Annotated in this window: 22 protein-coding genes; 10 read left to right on the forward strand and 12 right to left on the reverse strand. The window is 58.9% G+C overall.

Annotated elements, in window-relative coordinates; translation table 11 throughout:
- Window positions 1-170 precede the first annotated feature (170 nt).
- Entirely contained in the window at window positions 171-629 is a 459-nt protein-coding gene (locus FHT76_RS01460; protein WP_259183860.1) for a helix-turn-helix transcriptional regulator, read from the forward strand.
- Here the strand turns inward: FHT76_RS01460 and FHT76_RS01465 are convergent.
- The 6 genes from FHT76_RS01465 to FHT76_RS01490 all read right to left on the reverse strand — a co-directional run bounded on the left by FHT76_RS01465 (window position 622) and on the right by FHT76_RS01490 (window position 5,909).
- Window positions 622-1,026 (reverse strand): hypothetical protein, encoded by a 405-nt coding sequence (locus FHT76_RS01465; RefSeq protein ID WP_259183862.1) that lies wholly within the window; start codon window positions 1,024-1,026, stop codon window positions 622-624. The genes FHT76_RS01460 and FHT76_RS01465 overlap by 8 nt on opposite strands.
- A gap of 8 nt (window positions 1,027-1,034) precedes the next feature.
- On the reverse strand, window positions 1,035-1,316 hold the full coding sequence (locus FHT76_RS01470; protein ID WP_259183864.1) for a hypothetical protein: 282 nt from the start codon (window positions 1,314-1,316) through the stop codon (window positions 1,035-1,037).
- Window positions 1,313-1,984, reverse strand: coding sequence for a metallophosphoesterase (locus FHT76_RS01475; RefSeq protein ID WP_259183866.1), 672 nt, complete (start codon window positions 1,982-1,984; stop codon window positions 1,313-1,315). Before FHT76_RS01475 ends, FHT76_RS01470 begins: the two co-directional genes overlap by 4 nt.
- 94 nt (window positions 1,985-2,078) lie before the next feature.
- Window positions 2,079-3,245: a hypothetical protein gene (locus FHT76_RS01480; RefSeq protein WP_259183867.1), complete on the reverse strand. Its 1,167-nt coding sequence runs from the start codon at window positions 3,243-3,245 to the stop codon at window positions 2,079-2,081.
- A 133-nt stretch (window positions 3,246-3,378) separates the two neighbouring features.
- Entirely contained in the window at window positions 3,379-5,571 is a 2,193-nt protein-coding gene (locus tag FHT76_RS01485; RefSeq protein WP_259183868.1) for a VIT domain-containing protein, read from the reverse strand.
- On the reverse strand, window positions 5,571-5,909 hold the full coding sequence (locus tag FHT76_RS01490) for a MerR family transcriptional regulator (RefSeq protein ID WP_259183870.1): 339 nt from the start codon (window positions 5,907-5,909) through the stop codon (window positions 5,571-5,573). Before FHT76_RS01490 ends, FHT76_RS01485 begins: the two co-directional genes overlap by 1 nt.
- Before the next feature lie 233 nt (window positions 5,910-6,142).
- Here FHT76_RS01490 and FHT76_RS01495 point away from each other — a divergent pair, with 233 nt between their 5' ends.
- Together FHT76_RS01495 and FHT76_RS01500 are read left to right on the forward strand one after the other, a co-directional pair.
- On the forward strand, window positions 6,143-7,300 hold the full coding sequence (locus FHT76_RS01495) for a hypothetical protein (protein ID WP_259183874.1): 1,158 nt from the start codon (window positions 6,143-6,145) through the stop codon (window positions 7,298-7,300).
- A gap of 97 nt (window positions 7,301-7,397) precedes the next feature.
- Window positions 7,398-7,958 carry a hypothetical protein gene (locus FHT76_RS01500; RefSeq protein ID WP_259183875.1) on the forward strand — a complete coding sequence of 187 codons (561 nt, stop codon included), beginning with the start codon at window positions 7,398-7,400 and terminating at the stop codon, window positions 7,956-7,958.
- 55 nt (window positions 7,959-8,013) lie between these two features.
- Here FHT76_RS01500 and FHT76_RS01505 read toward each other — a convergent pair whose 3' ends face one another.
- The gene (locus FHT76_RS01505) at window positions 8,014-9,264 is read right to left on the reverse strand and encodes a hypothetical protein (RefSeq protein ID WP_259183876.1); all 1,251 of its coding nucleotides are present in this window, start codon (window positions 9,262-9,264) and stop codon (window positions 8,014-8,016) included.
- A gap of 271 nt (window positions 9,265-9,535) precedes the next feature.
- On the opposite strand from FHT76_RS01505, the gene FHT76_RS01510 reads away from it, so the two are divergent.
- The 5 genes from FHT76_RS01510 (at window position 9,536) to FHT76_RS01530 (ending at window position 12,139) form a co-directional block, all read left to right on the forward strand.
- Window positions 9,536-9,688 (forward strand): hypothetical protein, encoded by a 153-nt coding sequence (locus FHT76_RS01510; protein WP_259183877.1) that lies wholly within the window; start codon window positions 9,536-9,538, stop codon window positions 9,686-9,688.
- 201 nt (window positions 9,689-9,889) lie between these two features.
- Window positions 9,890-10,129 (forward strand): hypothetical protein, encoded by a 240-nt coding sequence (locus tag FHT76_RS01515; RefSeq protein WP_259183879.1) that lies wholly within the window; start codon window positions 9,890-9,892, stop codon window positions 10,127-10,129.
- A gap of 117 nt (window positions 10,130-10,246) precedes the next feature.
- The gene (locus FHT76_RS01520; protein WP_259183880.1) at window positions 10,247-10,429 is read left to right on the forward strand and encodes a hypothetical protein; all 183 of its coding nucleotides are present in this window, start codon (window positions 10,247-10,249) and stop codon (window positions 10,427-10,429) included.
- Window positions 10,430-10,562: 133 nt separating this feature from the next.
- Window positions 10,563-10,895: a hypothetical protein gene (locus FHT76_RS01525; RefSeq protein ID WP_259183881.1), complete on the forward strand. Its 333-nt coding sequence runs from the start codon at window positions 10,563-10,565 to the stop codon at window positions 10,893-10,895.
- 71 nt (window positions 10,896-10,966) lie between these two features.
- Window positions 10,967-12,139, forward strand: coding sequence for a hypothetical protein (locus FHT76_RS01530; RefSeq protein WP_259183882.1), 1,173 nt, complete (start codon window positions 10,967-10,969; stop codon window positions 12,137-12,139).
- A 93-nt stretch (window positions 12,140-12,232) separates the two neighbouring features.
- Here the strand turns inward: FHT76_RS01530 and FHT76_RS01535 are convergent, their stop codons facing one another.
- Window positions 12,233-12,871, reverse strand: a complete 639-nt coding sequence (locus tag FHT76_RS01535) for a TetR/AcrR family transcriptional regulator (RefSeq protein WP_259183883.1) — start codon at window positions 12,869-12,871, stop codon at window positions 12,233-12,235.
- Between the two features lie 141 nt (window positions 12,872-13,012).
- Between FHT76_RS01535 and FHT76_RS01540 the strand changes: the two genes are divergently transcribed.
- Window positions 13,013-13,243, forward strand: a complete 231-nt coding sequence (locus FHT76_RS01540) for a YiaA/YiaB family inner membrane protein (RefSeq protein ID WP_259183884.1) — start codon at window positions 13,013-13,015, stop codon at window positions 13,241-13,243.
- Between the two features lie 79 nt (window positions 13,244-13,322).
- On the opposite strand, the gene FHT76_RS01545 is transcribed toward FHT76_RS01540, so the two are convergent.
- Both FHT76_RS01545 and FHT76_RS01550 read right to left on the reverse strand, forming a co-directional pair.
- Window positions 13,323-14,036 (reverse strand): hypothetical protein, encoded by a 714-nt coding sequence (locus FHT76_RS01545; protein ID WP_259183885.1) that lies wholly within the window; start codon window positions 14,034-14,036, stop codon window positions 13,323-13,325.
- A gap of 136 nt (window positions 14,037-14,172) precedes the next feature.
- Window positions 14,173-14,373: a hypothetical protein gene (locus FHT76_RS01550; protein ID WP_259183886.1), complete on the reverse strand. Its 201-nt coding sequence runs from the start codon at window positions 14,371-14,373 to the stop codon at window positions 14,173-14,175.
- Window positions 14,374-14,539: 166 nt separating this feature from the next.
- Here FHT76_RS01550 and FHT76_RS01555 point away from each other — a divergent pair, with 166 nt between their 5' ends.
- A complete protein-coding gene (locus FHT76_RS01555) occupies window positions 14,540-16,252 on the forward strand; it encodes a hypothetical protein (RefSeq protein ID WP_259183887.1) in 1,713 nt (570 codons plus the stop codon).
- A gap of 55 nt (window positions 16,253-16,307) precedes the next feature.
- Here FHT76_RS01555 and FHT76_RS01560 read toward each other — a convergent pair whose 3' ends face one another.
- Window positions 16,308-17,606 carry a hypothetical protein gene (locus FHT76_RS01560; protein WP_259183888.1) on the reverse strand — a complete coding sequence of 433 codons (1,299 nt, stop codon included), beginning with the start codon at window positions 17,604-17,606 and terminating at the stop codon, window positions 16,308-16,310.
- A gap of 125 nt (window positions 17,607-17,731) precedes the next feature.
- Entirely contained in the window at window positions 17,732-19,795 is a 2,064-nt protein-coding gene (locus FHT76_RS01565; RefSeq protein ID WP_259183889.1) for a hypothetical protein, read from the reverse strand.
- Between the last annotated feature and the right edge of the window lie 401 nt (window positions 19,796-20,196).

Here is a 20,196-nt window from a genome sequence, read left to right on the forward strand (position 1 = left end):
ATTTTGCCACATATTCGTGTCGTTAAGCCATTGAATTTCAAGTCCTCCCGCCAGAATCGATCGACAGGCTAGAATCTAATAGAATCAATGTGTTAGGCCGATTTGTGGATTGACAAACGGTCTGAAATGCTTATTTCTGCACAAATAAATTAGAGAACTAAGGAGCGTACATGGCATCGCTGTTTTTCAAAGGCCGTATCGATTTCGAAAAGCTGTCCATGGCGGATATCAGCGAAGTGACGGCGGCTGTTGCCCAACTTCAGAAGCTTTCCGAAAAGGAAGGCTTCGATTTCGAGAGCGGGTCGTCCCGCAGATACGCGCCGCGGCCTGACGCGGAAGGAAAGAGAAGCACAAAACGCCCGGTGCAGCAGCGTCGCCTCATCCTGGCGCTCAGAAAAAGCGGCAAGATTCTCTACGTCGAACTCGAGGACGCGACCGGCATGAAGATGGGATCGGTCAACCCGCATCTCTCGGCGCTACACAAGGAAGGACTGATGACCAAGCACCGCGACCCCCATATAGGAAAGTCGGGACGAGGGCGCAACGCCGGAACCTCCTACGAGCTCACCGACGAGGGCAATGCCGTCGCCGACGAGCTGATCGCGGATGGAATGACGCTAGCTACTTAGGCTTCTTGATGCTCGCCAAGACGACGTCCGCATTGATGCTGCCATCCGGGTTACGCGAGCCTTCCGGGAGACCGTAGTCCCCGTCCCCCGGTTGCCTGCTCGCATGCAGGACAACGCCCAGAAGATAGGCGAGGCTCAGGGCGTTCGGATCGAACTGGACGGTGGCGTCCTTGTCGCCGGGCGTTTCGTTGGCATGCGACCCGACCGCCCAGACACTCGAGCCAAGCTCTCCTGCGTGCACCCTGACCTCGGCAAAACCAAATCCCTGGGCATCGAGGAACTTGCGGATCGCAGCAGCAGGCGCGCCCTTCAGGGCGTCGGCAAGCTCTTTCGCGCCTCCGTCAAAGCCCTTCTTTGTCTTCCAGAAATAGTTCTGCAGTGCCTGGAGTTCGGTCATGGTCGCCCTCAAAGCTTGAGTGTGTGGGTGCGGTCGTAGATTTCCCTGGTGAGCTCGACGGCATCGTCGTACGAGCCATCTGGCCGGCGGGCCTGAAAGAAGAACCTCGGACGTGGATAGCCGAGATAGGAGACAACGCCTTCCTTGCCGTCGAGAAACCTCCCGCCGGTCGTCATCCCGTGTTTTTCTTCCGCCTTCTTGAGATTGGCGATCTCTCCGCGATCCCCGCGCGCCAGAACGTCGGGCATGATAACGCCGCGGATTTTTCCGTTGTCGCCCGTTTCGGTCATTTCAGGTCTCCCAGGTTCACGATACGCCAGTCGGCCTGGCCCATTCCAATCACCTTGATGCCGTTAGGCAAGCGGCTCTCGTATGGCTCGTGGTGATGCCCATGGATGACGAGCTTCACTCCCATGGCGGCCGCCAGCTCGTCGAGTTTGCCGAAGCCGTACCGATGCGAGGTCGGAGCCTCGTGCGTGACGAGGATGTCGGCGCGCTGACGCGACAAGGCCTGCACGTCCTCAGGAAAGATGGTCGCGCGGTGACGCATCGGCAGGCCGTCTCGCCATCGGCTTCTTGGATCGGCCTTTAGCATCTGCTTTCGGGTGGAAAAACCCGGTTGCTCCGTCGATCTTGGATTCCAGACCTTGTTGCGGAAGACACCGCCGAGACCCGCGAACCTGTAACCGCCGATGTCGACGACACGGCCACTCAGGTTTCGGTCAGCCAGACCGGACGAAAAGACGAAGTCATACCATTCCGGCGTGTCGGCGTCATGATTGCCGTGGACCCACCACACATCGCTTCCCGCCTCGATCAGCGGCGAAAGTTCCTCGTCGAGAGGGCGCGAGAGATCGAAGTCACCGAGAAAGACGGAAACGGGCGGGACGCCAGCGGAGACTGCCTCCTCGACGGCCGTGTAATCCCCATGCGTGTCGCCGAACAGCGCGATATCCATTGCCTTCTCCATTCGGGGCCTTGGTATCACGGTGAGGTCTCCAATTCAATAGTTGAGAAAGCGCAGATATGAAGACGTCGCTTCGCTCAACCACCTACGGAGCAGAAGGCCCCGTCGAGCGCGGTGACCACGATACATCGATGTTGATCTCCCTGTTCGCCCACATGTCGGTCGTGTCCTTGATCAATGCCTTGATGGTATCCGGATTCCAATGTCCATGCGTCGGGCGTGACCGTTCCGACTCCGCCCCGACGATGAAACAGAGGATGAGCTGAAGTCTCCGCACGATCCCGTCCGCGACTTCGTCGGTTATCCTCTCGGACGACAAGAGCCGCCGTGTTTCATTTAGGTGCTCCCGCAATTTCGCAGGCGTTTCCTTGAATGTGCCGTATTCCGTTTTGCAGACGGAATAGAGTTCTGACACGACCACCCGCGCGACGCGGTCCACTTCGTCCACGGCGTAGGTCGCCCCGAACACCTCAGGAATGCGAATTTCCATGGGCAACATCCAAGGGGCCATCTTTCCGTCCAGGCCGTCATCATCCGCATTCAAGGGGTAGACCCGCATGCTCGGGTACCAGAACATGGACGTAAAGCCCTCCCTGCGCCCAAACGGTGTCGGTCGATCCTTGGGATTGTCGAACTTTGCGTCGTAGATCGAGGCGTCGATGATGGTGTTCACGGGAAACCGGTCGTGCGCCGCTCCTGCCATCATCGGCTCGCGGACAGGCATCCACATGTGGCCGTCTATCATGACTAGGCCTCTCATGTATTCCGCCGCCACTTGCTCCCAGTTTTCCGCGTCGCTCCCTTCGAACGCAGCAAGTGACGACAAGGGAAGCATTTGGTCGCGCACGGCGTCGGAAATGTGGAGAAACTCGCCTCTCGCATGGCGAAAGCCATCTCGCCTCATATCGGAATGCCGGATAAATTCCGCTGCGTTCTTCGGCCAGGGCTGGATGTCCTTCCCGACGTGGAGGTGGCAGGCGTTCGCGATCTCCTCGGCGATGCGGTGATCGAGTCCCGAGCGAAACTCGATGTCTCCATATTCAGAAGCCATCCGATAAAACCGGCCTCCATACACTCGGAAGTCCACCGGTTTCTGAGTTCCCATAGTCACAGTCGCCGCAAGCGGCGCATCTTCGTAGCCGATTTCCTCGATCTCATCGCGACCTGTCATCGATACGAGGATGTGGCGATCCTTCTGCCATGAGCCGACGCGACCCCTGATCAACGCCGGGTAACGATAGTCGACGTACATCCCGCAATTTCCTTCGGCCGCAGCCATCAATGACCAATCGATACCGTGCGAGCCCGCGGTTGTCCAACAGCGATCCCCAAAAGAAAAGGGCCGCCGCTGTCGTCCACAACGGCGGCCCGACTACCCCCTTTTATCAGCCGGGGATTTGCGCGAGCGCCGCGGCGAGCTTCGCCTGGTCAGCGCCCTCGAGTACCTTGCGGGCGATCCGCTCCGCCATGCGGTCACCGTCGCCCTTTTTCTTGGCGACGAGGGCGAGCGCCACATGCAGGACATCACGGCCGAGGGACTTCGCCAGCTCCACGACCTCGGACTTGGCAGCAAGGATCAGCGCGTATGTTTCGTCATAGCCGCCCGGGATCATGGCAGACGCATTTCCGTTGATCACTTCGGCGACGATGGTCCAGTCGAAGAACGTAGGCGGCACGTCGTGCGAACCGAACGGATATTCCGGGTAGGGCGAGAACGAGGAAGGCATGCCCGCGACCACTTCCGTCGTCTCGACCGTTTCCACGGTCTTGGTGATCTTCTGGACGAAGCCTCCCACCTTGCCCGCGATACCCTTCGAGGTGATGCCGCGCGGACGTCCGAGCCACGAACCTGATGCCTGGTCGGCGCTTTCCTGCTGAACGAAACCGCCTCCGTAGGCCATTTCGAGGGCTTCATCTCCAGCACCGCCGCCGGAGGCCGTAAGTCCCATCGTCGTCACGCTGTGCATCGCCCTTGCCGGAGCAGCACTTGCGAAGGCCAATCCCCGCATCGGAGAGGCGCTGAGAAGCGACATGCCGCGTTCCTCAGGTTCTGCGAGGCCGACCTTGCGGGTGACGGCGATGCCGTCGACCTCGCCACCCTCGTAATCGACCATGACGATCGAGGTGAGGTGGGTCACGATGCCTGCGGCCTCCGCGAGTTTTCCCGCCGCTTCCGTCGGGAGCGCCGCAACCGCCAGGTTGGCGGCAAAGGCGGCGGCCTGAGGCTCGTCACGTCCTTCGCCGTCGTGGGCGCTGTACTCCACGGAGATGACCAGACCGCCGATGGTGCGCTTCACCGCCGCTTCCGGGTTTTCGCTGGCCTTGACCGGGGAGGCCGCCGAACGCATCGAGATAAGCGCGGCGGACACGACGCCAGCGACGTCGTCAGACGGATCGACCACGAACATCTGACCACCCGTGATGGCTGCGAGCTGCGCAACACGGCTCCCGAACGCCGAGCGGCCGATCAGGACCACCGTGAAGCGAGCGCCCGACTTGCGCACGATGTCGAAATCGATCTCGCGGTGCGACTGGCCGTCGGTCACGAGAAGGATATTGGCCTCCGAGCGGGAGTTGGCGACCTTGTGGACGGCCTCGGCCAGCTCCGTGCCGCCGTTGTCGAACGGAACCGAGGCTGCGCGCTTCGCCGCATCCTTGCCCTTGGCGGAACCGCGAAGCACGCACTCGTTGGAGAACGTCCAGAAACGGAAGCCGTCTTCGTCCATGACCGTCTTGAGAGCTGAACAGGTGCCTTCGACGACGGCATCCCACTTCGTCTTCGTCTTCCTGTTGCCGGCTTCCCGCATGGAACCCGAGGTATCCAACAGGATTTCGGCGTCCAGAGGACGTTCTGAAACGGAGGGGATCGCGAAATCCACATGCGCCCAAGACCCGGACGGCATCTTCGCCTTGACCGGTACCAGCGAGAGTGCCGGAACGGAGATGTCGATGACCGCCGAGGTCTTCACCTTCGTAACGCCGGATGCCTCATTTCCATTGATCCTGATGCCGTCGGCCCCGCGAACTGAAACATCGGCTTCGATGGCCGCGCCGTCGGCCACGATATCGTCGGAGGCGATGAGCGGCGACGTGCCGTAGATCGCTCCGATGGTCAGCGGAATGCGCAGGCGGCCAGTGCCAGCGACGACAGCGAGCGGTGCCACGTAGGTCGCTTCGACCGTGATTTCCGCGCCAGCCGCGAGATTGCCAGCCGAGACCATATGCAGGCCGCGCATCAGCTCTTCGTGAAGCACGGTCGCCTTGCCGTCGTCGAGCGCCTTTTCGTAGGTCTTTCTGGCTTCCTGCTTGGCCTTTGCCGAGCCGACCATAAGGCGGCCGTCGATGGTGGCGCGAACGTCCGAAACCACGGCATCGTAGCCAACCGGGAAGGTAAGCGTCGCCTCGATCGGCTGCTTTTCGTCGTTCTTGAATACGCGCTTCTGCCTTACGATCGCGAGACCCGAAACGATCTCCACGTCATACGAAACGGCCTTCAACGGCACCGGAACCTTTCCAGGCCGCGAATATAGGACGTGCCGCGACAGCATTTCTTCAGTTTTTCTGACTGCAATAACCATTACTTCTCTCCCTTGGATTCAGATGCCAGTTTCCTGACGGCTTCCACAAACGCACCGATATCGGCCACGCTTCCCTCTTCGATCCTGAGTTCGATACCAGGGGCGATCTCGTGGACGCTCGGCAGGCTACCAGCCTCGATCCTCGCCTTGATCACCTCCAGGGATTCGATCCCCTCGGCCTTGGCGGCGCGATAGATCGCCAGCGCCCGGAGATGGTCTTCCCCGTAGCTCGCGAACCGTCTTCCGCCCGTAGGACCGGGTATGACCTCTTCACCGATCAGGAAGCGGATAAGCCTTGCCGGCTGCCCCGACTGCTCTTCGAGTTCCTGCAGGTTCATCGCCGCAGACCTCCGTTTCCGTTCCTAATGACAGTAAGGTGTCATTAGGATATGTCGGCGTCAACTCCAAAAGACAGTTAAGTGTAAAAAAGAATCCAGGTGTAATTCCGGTGCCTGTCGAAGGTATCCGGAGCAGGTCGCCCCGACCACCAATCCCAGCCTGGCTTTCGGGGTCTTGATTTTCGTTACGTGAATCAATACAAGTCTCCAATTATGTAGACGGGAGCGCGGGCATGCATGATACTGGCGTCCACGGTGATACGACACAGCAGACCGTCGTCCGTGCCATCGAGGCACTCGCCAAGGCTTGCGATCACGCTCTGGCACGCGACGATCACGGCTTTTCCAAATCCACAGCCGGACCAGGCCACGAATTGGCCGCCCTTGGTCCTTCGCGCTGGAATACCGAGATGTGGACCTACGCCGGCCGCCTCGCCGCGCACCACTCGCAGCAGCTGTTGAGATCGAAGACGATCTCCGATGAGGAGTACCGCGATCTCAGGGCGCAGAAGAAGCCTGGCCTGAAGTCTCCCTTTATCCCCAGCAACTGGGCCGACATGTCCATTGTCGACGGCAAGCCGGCCGTGGTCGTCAGCAATTCCTTTTCGCCCGCCCTCAAGACGGTCCTCGAACGACTTCCACGGGAAGAGGCTTTTCAACCTGCTGGCGCTGGACGCCTCTGGCGAGTTTCGGCGCGCTTCGCATTCGTTCTTACCGATCACCTCGATAAGATCGATGTCCTCGACGAGCGGGTTCTCGGTCTCGTTTCCGCCTCTCTCGCATCGGTGCGCGACGACGACCGCATCCTCGGACATCACGGACCGATCGTCGAAATTAAAGACGGCGCGATCTCGTTTACAATGGCTTTCGACCATGCGCTCCACGCCGAGCTCAAGGCCAGCAAGTCCGGCTGGATCAATGTCGGCAAGTCGTGGCAGGACGTGACCTATACAGTGGTTCCGGACAAGCGCGGCCATGCGTTTATCCAGAGCTTCCTTGAGGGCGGCCACAATCCGGTCTTCAAGGAAGGCGTGATGGCGGAACTGGCCAGGATCGCCGGAGTGGAACCGCCGAAGGGACAGGAGGAGGCGCGGAAGGCTGTCGATCCCGTTCTCGATATCCGCTATTCGGAAGACGACGACGTAGTTCTCGTGTCGTTCGCACCGTTCAACCAGGCGTGGGTCGACGCGATCAAGGCGCTTCCGCGCGAGACCCGCAGCTATCGCGACAAGGCATGGCGAGTGAGCGCCGACCGTGGCGTTCTGCGGCAACTGGCCGAAGGGATCGCGGAAGCCGGACCGCAGGATTTCAACGCCAGAGCGTCAATGTCCGTCCACGAATTCATCGAATTTCCGGTCGCATCGAGAGGGCATCCGATGCCCTGGAAATGAGCGGAGTCTGTAAAAAGAAGCAATTGGAGTCTCGATTTAACGCTTTTTTAATTTCCGAAGCGCAATAAGTCGAGCAGTGTACGAGAAAGGAACTGAAATGGGCATACTCAACGTCGAAAGCCTCAGCAGGTTCACGCACAGCGAGCCGTCTAACCGCATCGATGCTCAGGCCCTGTTGCTCGACTCGGCGATAGCCGGCAAGGGTATAGGCGACATCAGCTATGCGGACGCCGGTCGCTGGGTCATCGAGGAGATCGAAATCCTCGACCTGGCAGACGAACGCTCGATACGCGCGCGAATATGCGCTTCAGAAGACCTTCTCTCCGACCTCAAGGCATGCGCGACATGGCCTGTGGCGGCGCACGCTCATATGCAGCTCGTCCATCAGCTGAAGCACCTGCTGGTTGACGAGATGGTGGCGGCCGACGATCCTGACGCCGACATGGCGTTCTCGACAGCGGCGAGCTGGGCCGACGACGAGGTGATGAAGGTCAACCTGAAGGACCCCTACGCCATAGCCGACCGTATCGCGGTCGCCGCCGGCAAGCTGGGGTCGCAGGAAATGTGCCGCCAGTGGCCAGGTTCCGCTTACGCTCACCGCAAGGTCGTGACGGACCTCACCGTGTTCCTCCAGCGGACGCGCGGCACGCTGCACTGACGAGCGGCGAATCATGGATGAAAAAAGGGGCGCTCGAAGCGCCCCTTTTTTGCGATCAGCTCCAATTTGTGTGGATCGGAACTTCCTTTCCGTCGACCTCGAGATAATGGCTTGGCCGGCCACTATCGTTTTCACGGCCGAAACTGCGGTAGATTGCGGCGCTATGAGCGAAAGCCGCCGGAGGGGACGGGCATTGATCGCCGACGCAGACGACGACGCCGCCTGCGTCTTTGACGATGCCATCTATGTCGACGCCGTCGAATCCACCGACATCGTTGAACACGACCATATCCGGAAACGCATGCTTGGGCCTTGCTTTGGCAATCGTCCGCTTGATCGCTCTGAAAGCAATCCGGCCAACGACATCGAGAACATCGTCACCGGCATCCCATGAAACAAGAACGACGACGATTTGCCGCTTGTTGGCGGCTGCCTGTATTCCGTTCCATTGCGCCTCATTGTCGAAGAACATCGGATAGCTTTTTACCTGTCTCTCGACGTATGTGGTTATCGTCCTGCACAGGTCGGCATAGACAGGTCCGGAGTTGTACTCGCACTCTGCCGCATCGTCCTCGGACAGCGACAGCGATCCCACCTGAATTTCGCCGAGCATCTGAACAAGGAGATCGCTTGTCATCGGAATGCTTGATGATCGCGCGATTCTCAAAGCATGTCTTGCGGCGACAGTGAGAATTCCCCTGATCCTGACGATGTTCGCCGCCACGGACATATGCCAGTTTCCCACCCAAAAAAGTTCGGCTATTTCCTCGGCGCTTTCAGCCGCCGCAAGAATATTGCACGAATTTCCGAGGCGTGAATTCTTCCGGCTGGCGTCGATGACGAAGAACTCGCGGCGTCGACCGGCGTGCACAGTCAGGTTCATGACGTCCATCATCACGGCTGACGGGTCCTCGCCGCGAGCGACCGCATGAAAAAAGAAAAGCCCGGACCCGTTCTCGATAGCGTTTCTGGACAATCCAACCAGAAGGTCGCTTCGCGCCGCTGAAGAGGCGCTGAAAGCATGAATATGTTTCGACTGTCCCGCTGAACTGGCGATGATCTTCTTTTCGCTTCCATAGGCCATGCCGTACTTGAACTGGGTGGGCAATGGCGCAGGAATTGGCTCTTCGACTTTGAAAGACGCCTTCATCGTCGCCCAGTTCGGATATCGATGGGCTATGGCCAGGGCCTCGTATGCGTGATTGAGCTTGATCGGTGTATTGAGGTCGTCAAACCGCTTCTTGATGGCATGGGCGGCAAGCTTCGACTGCTCCGCGTCGACTGGCGCGGTTGCGTTGTGGGTCATGTCTATCTCCGAAGGCAACATCTGGCATTTCTGGCTTCCCCGTTACCAATCGCCGTTGCCCGTGATGATGAGTGACCATGTGGGTTCCAAAAGCGAAGAATTCAGTCGATCAACCGTGTCCTTGCGGATGGGGATGGAAGGCTCGACCAAGCCTTGATTGAAGTTTCTGTCGGTATTGGCATCGATGTCAAGACTTCAATCCTTGTTCCATATTGTTGACAGGGTTCGCATGCCGGACGACCCTATTCAAGACATCATTGGAGACTGGATTATGAAGAAGCCTGTTCTGCACCGCGCCGCTCCACAGCAACTGGAACTCGCCCCGAAGAAGCCGCCGGTCGTGCCTCGTCATCAACTGGCTCTCTTTGCGATCAGTCTCGGCATGCTCGCGGTCACCAGCGTCATCATGTTCTCGCAGCACTAGCAGCGTTCATTCCATGCGGGCTGCATTTACCGGAATTTACGGAATCCAAGTTCCCATGGAAAAACGAAATAATATCCCAGGAGACTTATTTTAATTCTCCTGGGATATTATCTAATAAAAACAGTACGTTGAAAGTATTTTTCAATTGCAGTACGTGAAGGTGCCCGGTAGTTATCCCCTCGAAGCGAAAAGGAGACACCGATGGCCAAACACGCAAGCGAAATCATCGCCTTCCACCTTGGCTGGGACATCCGCGACGTCACCGACGGCCGCTATCAGCCGAGCCGCTACTACAATCCTTCCATCTACGTCGGCTCCGAGGACTACTACTGCGCCCCGACCGCCAAGCAAAAGCTGCCGAAGGGCTTCAAGTGGAAGGAGATCGGCGAATGGTATGGCCGCAAGGTCTACTGCGCACTGGCCAGCGGAGGCGAAGAGTAACCCCAAGGCGCGAGCTCCCCGGCGTTTTCCAAATCAGAACAGGCGGCCGCACCCATCAATTCCGCTGATGGATGAATGAAAAGGTTTCGATTTATTTATGTCATTGGGAGCGGCATATTGGACATCGATCCCACAAAATCAAAGATGATTTCCATGTCCGTTCGTACTTCTACGCCGACACATCGCCACGTCGGCGCTTTTCTCCAGTCCATTATCGCCTCTGTAAAGCGCAGGCGCGAGCAACGCGCGGCGGAATTTCTTCCTTTCGACGTGCGCAAGGACATCGGCTGGCGTAGTTGAAAGAGAAATACATCTCACAGCAAGTATAGATGCGACAATCTGTCGGATTTGCTGCGTTGCGGTATGCAATTATACTTCCGGCCAAATCCGCCGAGGCGTAGGGTACGCCTGTGATCAATTCACGGGAGGTCCAATGTCTTACGCAACTGACGGTGACCGCATCAAGACGGGCATTCGAAGCGCATGGTTTACGGTCATCTTCGCGGCCACCATCGGCGGCCTTCTCCTACGTTTCAGCGACATCGACCATCGATCCTACGATTACCGGCTAGACCTCATGCCGATCGGCCTCCTCATCGTGGCGGCCATCTTCACACCCGTGATGATCGCCGCCCACGCATCCAGCCTCCTCGGCCACAGGGAACTCTCGCGCAGGCAATGCCGGATCGCCAAGGCGAGCGTCGTCGCCGGGTTTGCCGTTCTGTGGCTGGCGACACGAGCGTTGGACGTCGCCGCGCTGATCTAAGCTTTCAGGGCGCGGCGTTGCTCCATGCCATGGATCGCGTGAACATGGCCGGATCATCATGGACCACAACGATGCGCCTTAATTTCACCTACCCCGTCATCGCCAGCGCCCGTACATCGCGCTCGGATCGAATCCGTAAAGCGGTCGGAACCGCCGAGGCGTCGTTCGAGGTGATGGAATTCGACAAGGCGGCGATCGAGCCGGCATTCGATATCGGTGGTCATAGTCCCATCGTCTCCATGGGCGACCGCCTCTGGAGGAAATCTCCGCTCAATGTGAACCACCTGTCCCGCTCGATCGAACATTTGGCCACCGTCACCGAGAACGACGTCCGCCTTATCGACAGCGAATTCCAGGACGCTCTCGGGCAGATCGCCGCGGAAGATCGCAACCTGCTCATCCCGAAGCCCCCATTGGGCTTTTCCACTTACCTCACGAACAAGGATGCGATGAATTTTCTCGCGTCCGCCGGACAGGTCGCCAGACGAAACGTGACCCACCTTGACGAGGCGGATGTCGCTGCCTGGCGTGCCCGAATGGAATTGTTTCTCTCACACTTCGCCGTCGTCGATGGTGTCACCTACGAGCGGTGCCATGAACCCCTGCTGGTGGTTGATACAGGCAGGGTCAAACTGGTCGACGCGTCCTTCTACCAGCACCAGATCAACCGCGTCCTGTTCGACAACAATGGATGGATACAATTTCCCGAAGCCGGACTTAGAAGCGATGTTCATCTGTTCCCGGCGGACGCCGACGACGAAGTCGTGCGGTTTTCCGAGCATGTCATCGGGGGAGACGCGATCGTAAACTGGTTCACGATCGACTGCCACGGCAAGTGCTCGTCTCCCGCCACCATCATGGAGCTTGAGACCTGCCGCTTCGTCATGATGCACGCAGCCTATTTCAAGGCGGCCGACGCCAGGTTCCACAAGCGGGTCGGCAACATCGAACATGGCAGGGCGTTGAACCCGAACGGCTCGGAATTCGGACGCTGGGCGCGCGCAGTCACCCGCGCGGCCGAAACGGTGACCCGGCACCTGACGGACTCCCCATGCTACGAGGAGGTACTCCAGGCGTTCGACGAACTGATCCCCGCGGCTTCACGGGCAGACAAGCAGTTCGAAACGCACGGCGACCGGCAGGTCTGGGAGCGGATCGAGATGAACACGGAACACCTTCGCTCCCGCCTGGACGACCTTCCGATCGCGCTCCCCGTCGCCAAAAACCACAACCCCGGTCATTAATCGCCGAGTTGAGCGCGCCTTCATCGCGACGAGCATCCATTTCGTCGAGCAGCATGGATACCTCGACGAAATCTCACCCGCCTCGCCAACCGATCAGGCGACCCGAGCAGCAGCGAAGCCTGCAAGGCCGCTCGCCAGGACCTGCGTAATCAGGCGGAGCTGCTTCTCGATCTCCTGAACCGGAAGAGAAATCAGCCTTCCCTGCATCGCGAGGTGGACGATCCCGTGGACGGCCGAAAAGATCGTGCGCGCAAGGACGCGGCGCTCGTCCGCAGACATGGGCATGTCCAGCGACGCCAGGGGGGCCTCCACATGCCTGAAGAGCGCGTAGTGTTCCTGCATATGCCAATCCGGGATAGGGGCGTCTCCGGTCATCCGATGTTCGAATAGCGCCGCGAACTGCATGGGGCGGTCGATCGCGAAATGCAGGTAGGCGAGGGCCAGTCTCTCGAACAGGGCCGCCACGCCCATGCCGTCGGCAGCCTCCGCAGCCTCGGCCAGGAGGCCGTCGAGAATGGCGATCGTACGCGAGTTGACCCGCAGCACCAATTCATCGAGGTCTTTGAAATGGTAGTACATCGACGAACTCGCTCCGCCCAGCTCGTCGGCGATGGTTCTGATCGACATCGACTTGAGGCCACCGGCGGAAATCTGCCGGTCGGCGACATCCAGAATTAGCTCTTTTTTCGAAATTTTCGATTTTTGTTTCGTTGTCTTTTCAACGACTTGCATCGTTTTTTCCTTTCATTTTCGATCGGTGCTCGAAATCCATGTTGATCACTGATCGAAAACTCCACATCCTGAATTCGATCACTGGTCAAATTGTAGACCCCGATCGCAAAAGAAAACAACCCCAATGGGAGGATAACCACCATGAGCGCACCGCATTCCAGCAACTGGGTAAACTTCACCTACGTCTCTTTCCTCGCTTCCGTCCTGATGACCGGCATCGGCATATTTTTCCTGCCGACCGATCTTTGGGCAAAGGGCTTCCTCGCGATGGGGGTCACCATGATCGTCATGTCTTCGATTAACCTGACCAAGACCATACGCGACAACAACGACGCGGCCGGTCAGCAGCAGACTTTCCACGAGAAAGCATGATGCCCGCAGACGACAAAGGCGTGACACCGGATTTCGGGTCACGCCTTTGGAAAATTCGGACTGGCCGCTTCTCGGCCGATCACCGGTAGCTCGTATACCTGGAAGCGACTTCGGGCGAGGGGATCACCATCGCGCAATCTGCCATGGTGGTGTCTCGGAAGGCCTTTTCGAACATCTCTCGTGAGGCGACCAGGCGCTCGACCTGGTCCCTGGCTTGCGAAATCGTCTCGATCCATGAGACCGCAAGCTCCAGGTCCTCGACGGCACGCTCGCCGTGCTTGCGCTTGAACAGGGTCAGGGTCTCGTATTCCTCTGATAGCTGGCCGTAGAGAACGCGTAGCGACTTGGATGACAAGACAGCCATTTCCGGATGATCGACCAGAGTAGCCGGGTCGTTCCAACGGAACGGGTCCCAGTCCGGGAAAGGGACATGGCCCCTGGAGATCGAATGCCTGAAACGTTCGACCAGCCGTTCGGCGGCTTTGGAGTTCTTGCCCTTCCAACCGTAGTCGGCGTGGGTGCCGATGCTTCCGAAGTAAAGCGTGTCTCCCTCGATCTTGTAGAACAACAGCCGCAGCGGAACGCCTAGAATCCTCGCGTGCCAAATCCCCTTGAGTTCTTTCTGCGCCGAGAACATTTCATCCGTCGGCGACCAGAAATTCCTGTCACGGACCTTGTTCGCCACACAGGCAATGATGTTCTCGTGGATTTGCCGATAGTACGGCGTGTTCCGGAATTCCGCGAGAGAATCCCAGTAGAGATCGGTATACAGAACCCGTTTTACACCTTGCATGGCCCCACTCCGTGCGTGTGAAGCCATTCTGCCCATCGAGACTGCAAGAAAGAAAAACGATGGAATTTTGTGCAACGCAAAAAGGCGCGCGGACCGTGTCACGCGCGCCTCGACCTTGGGAGGGTCTTATTCGGTTCTACTCGAGATCGTATTTCTTCGCCTCTTTGGCGAGCATCGCAAGCGCTTCTTCAGCCGATACGTCATGGGTGACTTCGGCGTTGTCCATGCGCGCCTTGAAAGCGGCTGCGGCCATTGCTTCCATACGGGCGTCCTGCGCCTCGAAACGAGGGCGGAACTGCTCTTGGATCGCCTTAATTGCGGGAGGAAGATCGGACATCGGACACCCCTTCGTTTCGTTCGTTGCCTGACTTATAGACGAGTTCTGGAAATTGTCAACATTTCTATCCGCGAGGTCTTGAATAATTCGCTCCCCTTTGGCTGCTTAGGTCTGGACATCCTTCGGCGGAGAGCCAAAAATATTGTTGACCATCCAGGAGAAATTAATGACCTCGTCCACGCCATTTTGGAAAGGCACGCTGTTCCAGCGGTGTTTTGACGACTCTCGGTCCGACGAGGAAGGATTTCCCGTACTGAGGCGGCGATTGGCCCGATCCGGCTGCGTGACGGTTTTGCGGATCGAGGCACTGCCGTTCGTCGACGACATCGAGCGAGCCATTGCAGCAGCGCCGAGCGCCGAGGCCGACCTCAGGTTCTGGCAGGAAGCCTGGGACCGGAGCTTCCCGGATTGGCGGAATGGTGATGCCGTAAAGCGAGCGCTCGCCAAACGGACCGAGGAATGCCCAAACCATTCACAGAGCTTGGAAAGGGCTATTGCCGGATTTATCGAGAACCCCGGCGACCAGCCCGCACTCCAGGCCTTTCGGATCGAGAAACACTCCCTCTCAATCGCAGTCCCGCCGCAACCACGACCGGACGAATCCGCGATGATCGCGCGAACATTGCGCGCGGCGAGCGCCTTCGGAGCCTTTGCCCGTCTGACCCCGTGCGTCTCCGCGGTCCACGTCGTCCTGGACGACAATGACATCGTCACGGCACTCCTGACCGGACACGACGAAGACGGTGTCCCCCGCCTTGCCAAGCACTATCCCGGGCGAAGCGAGGCGGACAAAAACGACCCGCGGTTCGATGCAGACCTGTCGAAGCTCCTGTACCGTCTCGGCGAGGAAGAGTCCGCGGACCCGATGTTCTGGTCGTGGGATTTCCTTCATGATCACCTCGGCAGGACAGTTTTCGGCGTCGGTCCGTCGCGCTTCGAGGCGATCGAGCGCGAGATTTTCGAAAGGCGTCTCAATGAGTCACGCATCATGCTGGCCGGGGCACTTGCCGATATGGCCGCGAACGCAACGAAAGTCGCGATCTACACGCCACGCGGCGGCAACGTCAAACGCAGACCGAGGCGGATCGATCTGTCCCGGGTCTCCACCATCCGATCTGCGCATGATCTTCTGGACAACATTGCCCGTTACGAGTGGGCGGCGACCGTAGAGCCATGGCAGGCGTATCGCACGCTCAACCGCTACTTCTTCCATGACGGTGTGATTGTCGGATCGACCTGCACCGATCCGGCAGCCCATCCCTACGACGGCGATAGCGACAAGGGGTTCGATCGCCGCTTGAGCCTCGGGGCCTCGGCGCTGCTCGAGGACGGCGAGGGGACGATCGACCACAGCGCTATCCTCGCGAGCCATGCCGACTTCGCGCGCGAGGTCGGCAAACTTCTCAAGGAGCGTGAGGTTCTCGATTTCGCGCTGGATGTCGGCACGACGAAAAGCGGCGCGCTCGAGGTTGTCGCGATCAGCGATCTTTGGAGCGCGCAGACCTACGCATTCGACTGGCGGGGCCTCGTGGAAACCCTCCAACGCGAAGCAGCGGCGTTCGACATCAAGTTGGAGGCCGCGCTCGACGAGATGGCCTCCCATCCGGACTTCGGGCGTCTGGCGACCGAGTTCCGGGATGTTGTCAGCAGTTACGGGCGCGGAGCCATGATCGCCAGATTGATACACCGCTCATGGTCGGCTTACCTCGACGTATGGCGAGAAGACCGAGTCAAGGACGCTCTCGTCGAGGCGATGGTTCACTACATTCTGTCCGGGAAATCGAACGCCAACCAGACGGAAATCGACGCGGCAGAGGATCAGATCAGCTTCCTTCACTATGACGGCTTTCACTACTGGCTTGATAGCTACGAGAGCTGACGCCGCTCTTCAATGAAAAAACGGCCGGTCATACCGGCCGTTTTCGTCGCGTTCGTTACTGGCAGGGCCCGTCGCAGGTCGATCCATCATCGCCGCCGTCATCACCGTCCCCCGTATCCACCCAGTCGTTGGCCGGATCGTTGAACACCGGCGTCGCATTGTACTTGAAGGTGAGATAGTTCTGGTCCTTGACGGTGCTTCCCTCCATCGGGAAGTTTTCCATCAGGTACATGGTGAACGTGAAAGGCTCGGTTGAGGTATTCCCCGCCTTCTCGGCGACGCGCAGGCAGATTTCCTTTCCAGGCTCAAAAATGTGCTGCTGGTCGGTCGGGAAGTCCATCGGCCATGACGCGTCCTGTGATCCCGGATGATCCGGTGCAAGCGCCTCGTACGGCAGATTGATCTGGGCGGGTGTACGCAGGTCGAACCACTCGACCCAGCTTGGTGGGTCGGAGAACGGGTATTTGGCGACCATGTACTGCATCATGTCGGAGCCGAAGCCGGCATTGTACTTCCAGCACTGGTAGTAGAACGGCTTGCCGCGGAGAATGCCGCTTCCCGTCGTGGTCCAATAGGTGAAGAGCGGCGGCCCGTAGTATCGGCTGGTGCCGTAGTTCTGCACGAGGTTGAAGGACATGCCGATCTGGCTCTGCTTGACGGTGAAGTAGCCGGCCTTCAGGGTGAAGGTGACTTCCTTCTGGGCATCGTACGGGTTCTCCGTGTAATTGGCCTTGCCGTCCGACACAGCACTCGTCTCGTAGTCTCCCACCGTGACGCTGACCTTGACGTTGCTCGCGGGACCCGTGACGTCGGGCTTCGGGGTCACGCGCACGCAGATATCCGGCGTCGTGCTGATGATGTCGTAGTCTCCGTCGTAGTCCGGATACTGAAACCAGTACTTGTTACCGGATTCAGGAGCGTTGAGATCGGACTTCGCAACCACATCGACGCTCTGAATCCAGGACGTATCACCCAGCGGCGTGACCATGAAGATATAGTTGCCGTAGCCGCCCGAGACGTGCATGCATTCGAACGGACGGCTATCGCTCTCTCCCGTCGGATCGCCCGTAAGGACGATTTTGATCGGATCGGCACCCGTTGTGCTCGGCTCGTCGAGGCCGGGCGAGCAGGTATAAAGGCTGCCCGTCGCCGTTCCGCAGGCGACTTCCTCTCCGCCACCGTTCCCCGGGTTCGTCGGACCGGGACCGCCGTTACCAGGTCCGACCGTTCCGCCGCCAGCGTCGTTCCCGACGGCCTGCTTGTATCGATAGATGAACGTTCCCTCGGCCGAAGCAGGCAGCGCCAAACCGACGACGCTCGCCATCAGCATCACGAAAAGGGCAGGCTTTAACATGTATTCCCCCACTGGATACGCCTCTTTCGAGGTCCTGCAATTGGAGAATGTTATGTTCCGCAACCACCGGCCTCAAAACGCCGGCAGATTCGACCTTAAAAAGTCTTGTCCCCAGGTGGTTTTTGCTACCACGTACGCCAATCGTGGTGAGTGGCTTCCTTCACGCCGTGTTCCTCCCAGTAAGGCGGCTTGACGCTGCTCTTGCAGAGCTTGTCGAAACCCCGCTTAGACAAGAAGATTCCCACTCGCGCGTCGAACTCCTCCCATGGGTCATGGATGGCCCAGTCGACCGGATCGACGCGATCCAAGAGGTGGTTGCCCTTGTGGTCCGCACCGAGGTTGTAGTGTTGCAACACGTCTGGAAGCTCGCTCTCCTCGCATCCGGCGACCACGGCGATTTCCTTCGCGTTGGCAGGACAGAACGTGAAGCAGTAGCTTGCCTTGGTGTCGTTTACGGCGCACAGGTATCCCCTGGTGCTTTCGAAGCCACCGATCGTCTTGGTCCCGATGCCGAGGTTGCGAATGCGCCTGTTGACATCGTCCATCATCCAAGGAAACGCGAACGACCTGATGGCCTGCTTCCCCGTCGGAGCGTAGCCGTGCCCCATCTTGGAGCTGTATCTGTCATGTGTGGAAGGCACCCACAGAATTTGGTCAACGACCCACGACTTCAATGTCTCTGCGTTGGCGTCGACCTTGGCGCGGTACCATTTGGTGACCTCGTCCTTCCGCTTCTCGTATTCGTTACGCGCCAACGCGTTGATCTGGATCGCGTAGTTGTAGCGGGCGATGAACAGACGGTCGGCCTCGATCTTCTCCTTCGAACCGAAGCTCGTCGACGGAAGCTTCTCGATCTTCACCGTGGACAGAACTTTGCTATCGCCGAAGGACCTTCGGTCGCTCAGGTCGTCGCGGCTACGGCTGTCCGTGATCTCTCCGGTCGTCAGGGCGAGGCGATGATGACGCTCGGGAGATGCGATGAGATTCAAGCTCTCCTCGGTAACGAGATGACCATAACGCTCCTCCATCCACGCAGTCTCATACTTCGTCCGTGGGCCGAAGGCTTCCGTGGCTTCCGCGCTCGGATTCATGACGTCGTCGCGCTCAAGCGGCTTGGCGTCGATCTTGGTATAGCCCTTGACCGGCAGTCCCGTCTTGACGGCGGAGGTAAGCATCTTGTCTTCGACGCGGATCATTTCGGCCGTGTAGGACAGCTGCTTCTCGGTGTGTCCCTTGCGCCAAAAGCGGTCGACGATCAAACCGAACATCATGGCGGTCCAGATGACTTCGTGGGGACCGATCTTTGAGATCGGCTTCAATGGAAGGGCCTGGCTTTGACCGACCACGAGCGAGCGCTCCGAGCTGCGGTCGAAATACAACTGGCCGTTCTCTTCGTTGTAGGCGAGACCCATAAGATCATAAGGATACCAGTTTTTTGCGACCCTTTCTTTCATCTCCCGGTCCGGTCGACGGGACAACATGGGCTGAAGCGGATGCACGTTCTTTGGGACATCGCTCAACACGAACACCCGTCCGCCATTTCGGATCGCGAAGCAAAAATACGACTGGAAGTCATTTGGGTCGCGGATCAGGTTCAGACTGACGCCTGGTGCCTGCCCTGCGACGGCGTCGAGCATCGAGTTCACATTGAACCACTGGTAGACGAACTTGTAGTAGACGGGGCGCACCGACGCAGGCTCCGGATCGCCGTCGAGGAACTGGTGGACCGACAGTTTTTCCATCGAGCGCAACGCATCGCGACGAAGGAACGCCATCGCGTCATGGTCTGCGAGAACCTCCTGGACGTCTTCGCGGTCGGCCGCTCCGTACATCTCCAGGGCCTGCGTTACGCTGGAGATGAATGCGGCGCGGCGCTCGACGATCTCGGGCCGCTCGAGGATTTCCAGCAAACGGCGGGGCTTCTCGAGAAGTTTGAGGATGCCGGCGGTATCGGCGAGCAACTCGGCCTGCGTGACCTGGGTTTCCTGGAAGTGCTTGCGGGCGTAGTAGCCGAGCAGCAAGTTCGCGGTGATTTCCGTCGGATCGAGATCGAGGGCTTCGCGCAGGCGCTCGAACTCGCCGCGGTGATGAGCCGTACCCCATGTAAAGGAGGACGAACCCGCTTTGACACCGACGATTTCCTGCCAGAGTTCGAGGGCTTCCGCCGTCGGATTGTCATAGGTCGTCATCGCAGCTCTTCTCCGACAAAACAGACGCTTCGTATATATGCTTGATACTGGAAAGGCAACGGCTCTGCTGAAATAATTCAAGACCCCACAGACTCTAGGCCCGCGAAACAACGAAGATGATCACGCCGTCGACGCGATCGGCGTTCGCGAGCCTCGCGGTGCCTGCCCGACGGGCGCAATGACGCCTTTGCACCAGAGCGGACGACGCGCGGCTCCGGCTTTCGCAGGGCCGGCCATGAAGCCTCGGATGGTCCTGCAGACCCCTACGCGCGTGTCGGTGAATGCAGGCAACGGTGCGTCAATTAATTGAAGACGTCATTTTTGACGAATCCGGGTTGCTCTTGCGTTACCGATGTCTATAATTCCCGCATTCCCGACGGCGCTCTCCTCAGAAGCAGCCG

Source organism: Rhizobium sp. BK176 (assembly GCF_024808055.1).

What these genes read in the sequence shown, in the direction of transcription:
- FHT76_RS01460 (WP_259183860.1), top strand. Translation starts at nt 171, where the DNA reads ATGGCATCGCTGTTTTTCAAAGGCCGTATCGATTTCGAAAAGCTGTCC.
- FHT76_RS01465 (WP_259183862.1), bottom strand. Translation starts at nt 1,026, where the DNA reads ATGACCGAACTCCAGGCACTGCAGAACTATTTCTGGAAGACAAAGAAG.
- FHT76_RS01470 (WP_259183864.1), bottom strand. Translation starts at nt 1,316, where the DNA reads ATGACCGAAACGGGCGACAACGGAAAAATCCGCGGCGTTATCATGCCC.
- FHT76_RS01475 (WP_259183866.1), bottom strand. Translation starts at nt 1,984, where the DNA reads ATGGATATCGCGCTGTTCGGCGACACGCATGGGGATTACACGGCCGTC.
- FHT76_RS01480 (WP_259183867.1), bottom strand. Translation starts at nt 3,245, where the DNA reads ATGTACGTCGACTATCGTTACCCGGCGTTGATCAGGGGTCGCGTCGGC.
- FHT76_RS01485 (WP_259183868.1), bottom strand. Translation starts at nt 5,571, where the DNA reads ATGGTTATTGCAGTCAGAAAAACTGAAGAAATGCTGTCGCGGCACGTC.
- FHT76_RS01490 (WP_259183870.1), bottom strand. Translation starts at nt 5,909, where the DNA reads ATGAACCTGCAGGAACTCGAAGAGCAGTCGGGGCAGCCGGCAAGGCTT.
- FHT76_RS01495 (WP_259183874.1), top strand. Translation starts at nt 6,143, where the DNA reads ATGCATGATACTGGCGTCCACGGTGATACGACACAGCAGACCGTCGTC.
- FHT76_RS01500 (WP_259183875.1), top strand. Translation starts at nt 7,398, where the DNA reads ATGGGCATACTCAACGTCGAAAGCCTCAGCAGGTTCACGCACAGCGAG.
- FHT76_RS01505 (WP_259183876.1), bottom strand. Translation starts at nt 9,264, where the DNA reads ATGACCCACAACGCAACCGCGCCAGTCGACGCGGAGCAGTCGAAGCTT.
- FHT76_RS01510 (WP_259183877.1), top strand. Translation starts at nt 9,536, where the DNA reads ATGAAGAAGCCTGTTCTGCACCGCGCCGCTCCACAGCAACTGGAACTC.
- FHT76_RS01515 (WP_259183879.1), top strand. Translation starts at nt 9,890, where the DNA reads ATGGCCAAACACGCAAGCGAAATCATCGCCTTCCACCTTGGCTGGGAC.
- FHT76_RS01525 (WP_259183881.1), top strand. Translation starts at nt 10,563, where the DNA reads ATGTCTTACGCAACTGACGGTGACCGCATCAAGACGGGCATTCGAAGC.
- FHT76_RS01530 (WP_259183882.1), top strand. Translation starts at nt 10,967, where the DNA reads ATGCGCCTTAATTTCACCTACCCCGTCATCGCCAGCGCCCGTACATCG.
- FHT76_RS01535 (WP_259183883.1), bottom strand. Translation starts at nt 12,871, where the DNA reads ATGCAAGTCGTTGAAAAGACAACGAAACAAAAATCGAAAATTTCGAAA.
- FHT76_RS01540 (WP_259183884.1), top strand. Translation starts at nt 13,013, where the DNA reads ATGAGCGCACCGCATTCCAGCAACTGGGTAAACTTCACCTACGTCTCT.
- FHT76_RS01545 (WP_259183885.1), bottom strand. Translation starts at nt 14,036, where the DNA reads ATGCAAGGTGTAAAACGGGTTCTGTATACCGATCTCTACTGGGATTCT.
- FHT76_RS01550 (WP_259183886.1), bottom strand. Translation starts at nt 14,373, where the DNA reads ATGTCCGATCTTCCTCCCGCAATTAAGGCGATCCAAGAGCAGTTCCGC.
- FHT76_RS01555 (WP_259183887.1), top strand. Translation starts at nt 14,540, where the DNA reads ATGACCTCGTCCACGCCATTTTGGAAAGGCACGCTGTTCCAGCGGTGT.
- FHT76_RS01560 (WP_259183888.1), bottom strand. Translation starts at nt 17,606, where the DNA reads ATGTTAAAGCCTGCCCTTTTCGTGATGCTGATGGCGAGCGTCGTCGGT.
- FHT76_RS01565 (WP_259183889.1), bottom strand. Translation starts at nt 19,795, where the DNA reads ATGACGACCTATGACAATCCGACGGCGGAAGCCCTCGAACTCTGGCAG.